Raw genomic sequence first — 4,113 nt, forward strand, 5'->3', positions numbered from 1 at the left:
GCCCGCCGCGGGCGACGCTCCATCCCCCGAGCCCGGCGCAGGCGAGGGCGGTGAGGCTTCGTGAACGACGTGCTGGAGGTCCTGCTCACCCTTCTCGGCGTCCTCGTCGTCTTCCTGCTCTTCCCCCTCGTCGTCGGGCAGACCGAGCACAAGGTCATGGCCCACATGCAGGGCCGCGTAGGCCCCATGTACGCCGGCGGCTTCCACGGCTGGGCGCAACTCGTCGCCGACGGCGTCAAGTTCGTGCAGAAGGAAGACGTCGTCCCCGCCGGTGCCGACCGGCGGGTCTTCCAGCTCGCACCCGCCGTCGCCCTCCTCCCGTACCTCGTCGTCCTCGTCGCCATCCCCTTCGCCCCCGACGGCGGCGTGGGCGAGGCTCTCGACGCCGGGATCTTCTTCGTGCTGGCCGTCATGGGCGTCGGCGTGCTCGGCTCCCTCATGGGCGGCTGGGCGTCCGCCAACAAGTACTCGCTTCTCGGTGGCCTCCGTACCGCCGCCCAACTGCTCGCCTACGAGCTGCCCATGCTGCTCGCCGCCGCCTCCGTCGCCATGGCCGCCGGGACGGTGTCGCTCGTCGGGATCGTCGACGGGTTCGAGTGGTGGTGGCTGCCGTGGCAGCTCGTCGGCGGGGTGGTGTTCTTCACCGCCGGGCTCGCCGAGCTGCAACGTCCGCCGTTCGACGCCCCCGTCGCCGACTCGGAGATCATCTTCGGCGCGTACACCGAGTACTCCGGTCTGCGCTTCGCGCTGTTCCTGCTCGCCGAGTACGCCGGCATCGTCGTCCTCAGCGCGCTGACCGCCGTGCTCTTCCTCGGCGGCTGGCACGGCCCGTACGCCGACGGGCTCGGCTGGCTGTGGACGCTGCTGAAGACCGGGATCCTCGCCTTCGCCGTGATCTGGCTGCGCGTCACGTACCCGCGGCTGCGCGAGGACCAGATCCAGCGCTTCGCCTGGACGACCCTCATCCCGCTCGCCCTCGCGCAGATCGCGCTGACCGGCATCGTGAAGGTGGTGATCTGACGGTGAAGGGGCTCGCCAAGGGGCTCGCGGTCACGCTGCGTACGATGACGCGGCGCTCGCACACCGCGCACTACCCCGACACCCTGCCCGCGCTGCCGCCGCGCAGCCGCGGCGTCATCGCGCTGTTCGAGGAGAACTGCACGGTCTGCATGCTGTGCGCCCGCGAGTGCCCGGACTGGTGCATCTACATCGACTCGCACAAGGAGACCGTGCCGCCCGCCGCCCCCGGCGGGCGCGAGCGCAGCCGCAACGTGCTCGACCGCTTCGCCATCGACTTCGCGCTGTGCATGTACTGCGGGATCTGCATCGAAGTCTGCCCGTTCGACGCCCTTTTCTGGTCGCCGGAGTTCGAGTACGCGGAGACCGATATCCACGAGCTGACCCACGAGCGGGGCCGGCTGCGCGACTGGATGTGGACGGTGCCCGCCCCGCCCGCGCCGGACCCGGCGGGGGAGGAGCCGAAGGAACTGGGCGCGGCGCGCAAGGCGGTGGAGAAGGCGGAGGCGTCGGCACCGGCGCGCGAGCCCGCCGGCGGGGAGGGCGACGGCACATGACCCTCGCCGCCGAGACCCACGGCTTCCTGTCGCCCACCGGCGTCGAGATCGTCTTCCTCCTCACCGGTCTGGTGACCCTCGGCGCCGCCGTGATCACCGTGACCACGCGGCAGCTGGTGCACGCCGCGCTGTGGCTGGTGGTCGCGCTCGGCGGACTGGCGGTCGAGTACCTGCTGCTGACGGCCGAGTTCGTGGCCTGGGTGCAGGTGCTGATCTACGTCGGCTCGGTGGTGGTGCTGCTGCTCTTCGGGCTGATGCTGACCCGGGCGCCGATAGGCCGCTCGCCGGACGCCGACTCGGGCAACCGGTGGGTGGCGCTGGGTGTGGCGGGGGCGGCGGCGGTGCTGCTTGTGACGCTGGTCGTGGACGCGTTCCGGACGACGTGGATCGACCTGGACGAGCCGAAGGGCACGACCGACCTGCTGGGGGCGAGCGTCTTCCGGCACTGGGTGCTGCCGTTCGAGGCGCTGTCGGTGCTGCTGCTGGCGGCGCTGGTGGGCGCGATCGTGCTGTCCCGCAAGGACGGCGGGTCCGCGGAGGAGGTGGCCGGGAACCCGGCCGGCCCGGTCGACGCCGCCGACGACGGCGGGGAGGGCTGATGCATCTCGCGTATCCGGCGGTGCTGGCGGCGCTGCTGTTCTGCGTCGGCCTCTACGGCGTGCTGGCGCGGCGCAACGCCATCCTCGTGCTGATGTCCGTCGAGCTGATGCTCAACGCCGTCAACCTCAACCTCGTCGCCTTCGACGTCGCGTTCCGCGACGTCCTGCGCTCCGGGCAGTCGTTCGCGCTGTTCATCATCGCCCTGGCCGCCGCCGAGATCGGCATCGGGCTGGCCATCGTGCTGATGGTGTACCGCAACCGCGGCACCTCCGCCGTCGACCGCCTCCGCGACCTCGCGGACACGGACGCGGGCGGCACCGGCGGCGCAGCGGACGCACCGGACCCACAGGACGCAGCGGACGCGGCAGCAGACGCCGCCGGCGAGTCGGCGGCCGCGTCGAAGAAGGCCGAGGCCACCGCGTGACCACCACCACCCTCGCCGCACTCGTTCCCCTGCTGCCCTTCCTCGGCGCCGTCGCCACCCTGCTCCTCGGCCGCCGCTCGCCCGGCATGGTGCAGCCGCTGGCCGTGCTGCCGGCCGTGACCGCCGCCGCGCTCGCGGCCGTCGTCGCGGCCCGGCAGGGCGGCGACGAGCCGGTGACCGCCGCCACCGAGCTGACCCCGACCGGCTCCGTGCCCATCGACCTGGCGCTGCACCTCGACGGCATGGCGGTGCTGGTCGCCGTGCTCGTCGGCGTCGTCGCCACGTGCGTGCAGATCTACTCCACCGGCTACCTGCGCGACGACCCGCGCTACGCCTCGTACGCCGCCCTCGTCTCCCTCTTCACCGCCGCGATGCTCCTCGTCGTCTACTCCGGCGACCTGCTGGTGCTGCTGGTCGGCTGGGAGATCATGGGCATCTGCTCGTACTTCCTCGTCGGCCACTACTGGGACACCGAGGTCGCACGGGCCGCCTCGCTCAAGGCGTTCCTGGTCACCAAGCTGGGCGACGTCCCCTTCCTCTTCGGCATCTTCGCGCTCGCGTCCGAGGCCGGTACGTTCCGGATCAGCGGCATCCTGACCGCCGCCGGCTCCGGCGAAGGACTGGCCCACCCCACGCTCATCGCGCTGCTGCTGCTCGCCGGCGTCGCGGGCAAGTCCGCGCAGTTCCCGCTGCACACCTGGCTGCCCGACGCCATGGCCGGCCCCACGCCCGTCTCCGCGCTGATCCACGCGGCGACGATGGTCGCGGCCGGCGTGTACGTCGTCGCCAGGCTGCTGCCGGTCTTCGCCGCCTCGGCCGCCGCGCTCGTGGTGCTGGCGGTGATGGCCGCCGTCACGATGGTCGGCTCGGCGCTGGCCGCCCTCGCGCAGGACGACATCAAACGCGTGCTCGCCTACTCGACCGTCGGGCAACTCGGCTACATGACCGGCGCGCTGGCCGTCGGCTCCCGGGACGCCGCCGTCTTCCACCTCCTCTCGCACGGCGCCTTCAAGGCGCTGCTCTTCCTCGCCGCCGGCGTCGTCATCCACGCCGCCGGCACCAACTCGCTGGCCGCGATGGCCCGGATGGGCGGCCTGCGCGCGCGCATCCCGGACGCCTACTGGACGATGACCGCCGCCCTCCTCGCCCTCGCCGCCATCCCGCCCTTCGCCGGCTTCTTCTCCAAGGAAGCCGTCCTCGGCGCCGCGGAGGCCGCCATCAAGGGGCACGGCGCGACCGGTCACGGCATCCCCGGCGCCGCGGCCTGGACCGTGCTGGTGGCCGGGCTGGCCGGCGCGCTGCTCACCGCCGCGTACGCCGCGCGGCTGTGGCTGCTCGCCTTCCACGGCCGCGGCGAACCCGTCCCCGACCACGGCCGGCAGCCGGTGGCCATGAACGCCGTGCTGTGGCTGCTGCTCGTGCCCACCGTGGCGTTCGGGCTGACCGTCTGGACGCTGCCGGACTGGCTCGGCGGCCACGAGCTCACGCCGACGCTCACCACCGCCGTCCTCGGCA

The 4,113-nt window shown here is 72.7% G+C and carries 5 protein-coding genes; all 5 read left to right on the forward strand.

Features of this window, described 5'->3' with window-relative positions:
- Positions 1–60 precede the first annotated feature (60 nt).
- Positions 61–1,020 (forward strand): complex I subunit 1/NuoH family protein, encoded by a 960-nt coding sequence (locus H5J30_RS20260; RefSeq protein ID WP_181788822.1) that lies wholly within the window; start codon positions 61–63, stop codon positions 1,018–1,020.
- A 44-nt stretch (positions 1,021–1,064) separates the two neighbouring features.
- Positions 1,065–1,574, forward strand: a complete 510-nt coding sequence (locus tag H5J30_RS20265) for a 4Fe-4S binding protein (protein WP_181788826.1) — start codon at positions 1,065–1,067, stop codon at positions 1,572–1,574.
- Entirely contained in the window at positions 1,571–2,173 is a 603-nt protein-coding gene (locus tag H5J30_RS20270) for an NADH-quinone oxidoreductase subunit J family protein (protein ID WP_181788823.1), read from the forward strand. The genes H5J30_RS20265 and H5J30_RS20270 overlap by 4 nt, the downstream gene beginning before the upstream one ends.
- On the forward strand, positions 2,173–2,598 hold the full coding sequence (gene nuoK, locus H5J30_RS20275; protein ID WP_181788824.1) for an NADH-quinone oxidoreductase subunit NuoK: 426 nt from the start codon (positions 2,173–2,175) through the stop codon (positions 2,596–2,598). Before H5J30_RS20270 ends, nuoK begins: the two co-directional genes overlap by 1 nt.
- A partial coding sequence (locus H5J30_RS20280) for an NADH-quinone oxidoreductase subunit 5 family protein (RefSeq protein WP_181788825.1) occupies positions 2,595–4,113 on the forward strand: 1,519 nt, incomplete at its 3' end. The genes nuoK and H5J30_RS20280, both read left to right, overlap by 4 nt.

The sequence above is a fragment of the Streptomyces phytophilus genome, assembly GCF_013870535.1.
Lineage (GTDB): Bacteria > Actinomycetota > Actinomycetes > Streptomycetales > Streptomycetaceae > Streptomyces > Streptomyces phytophilus.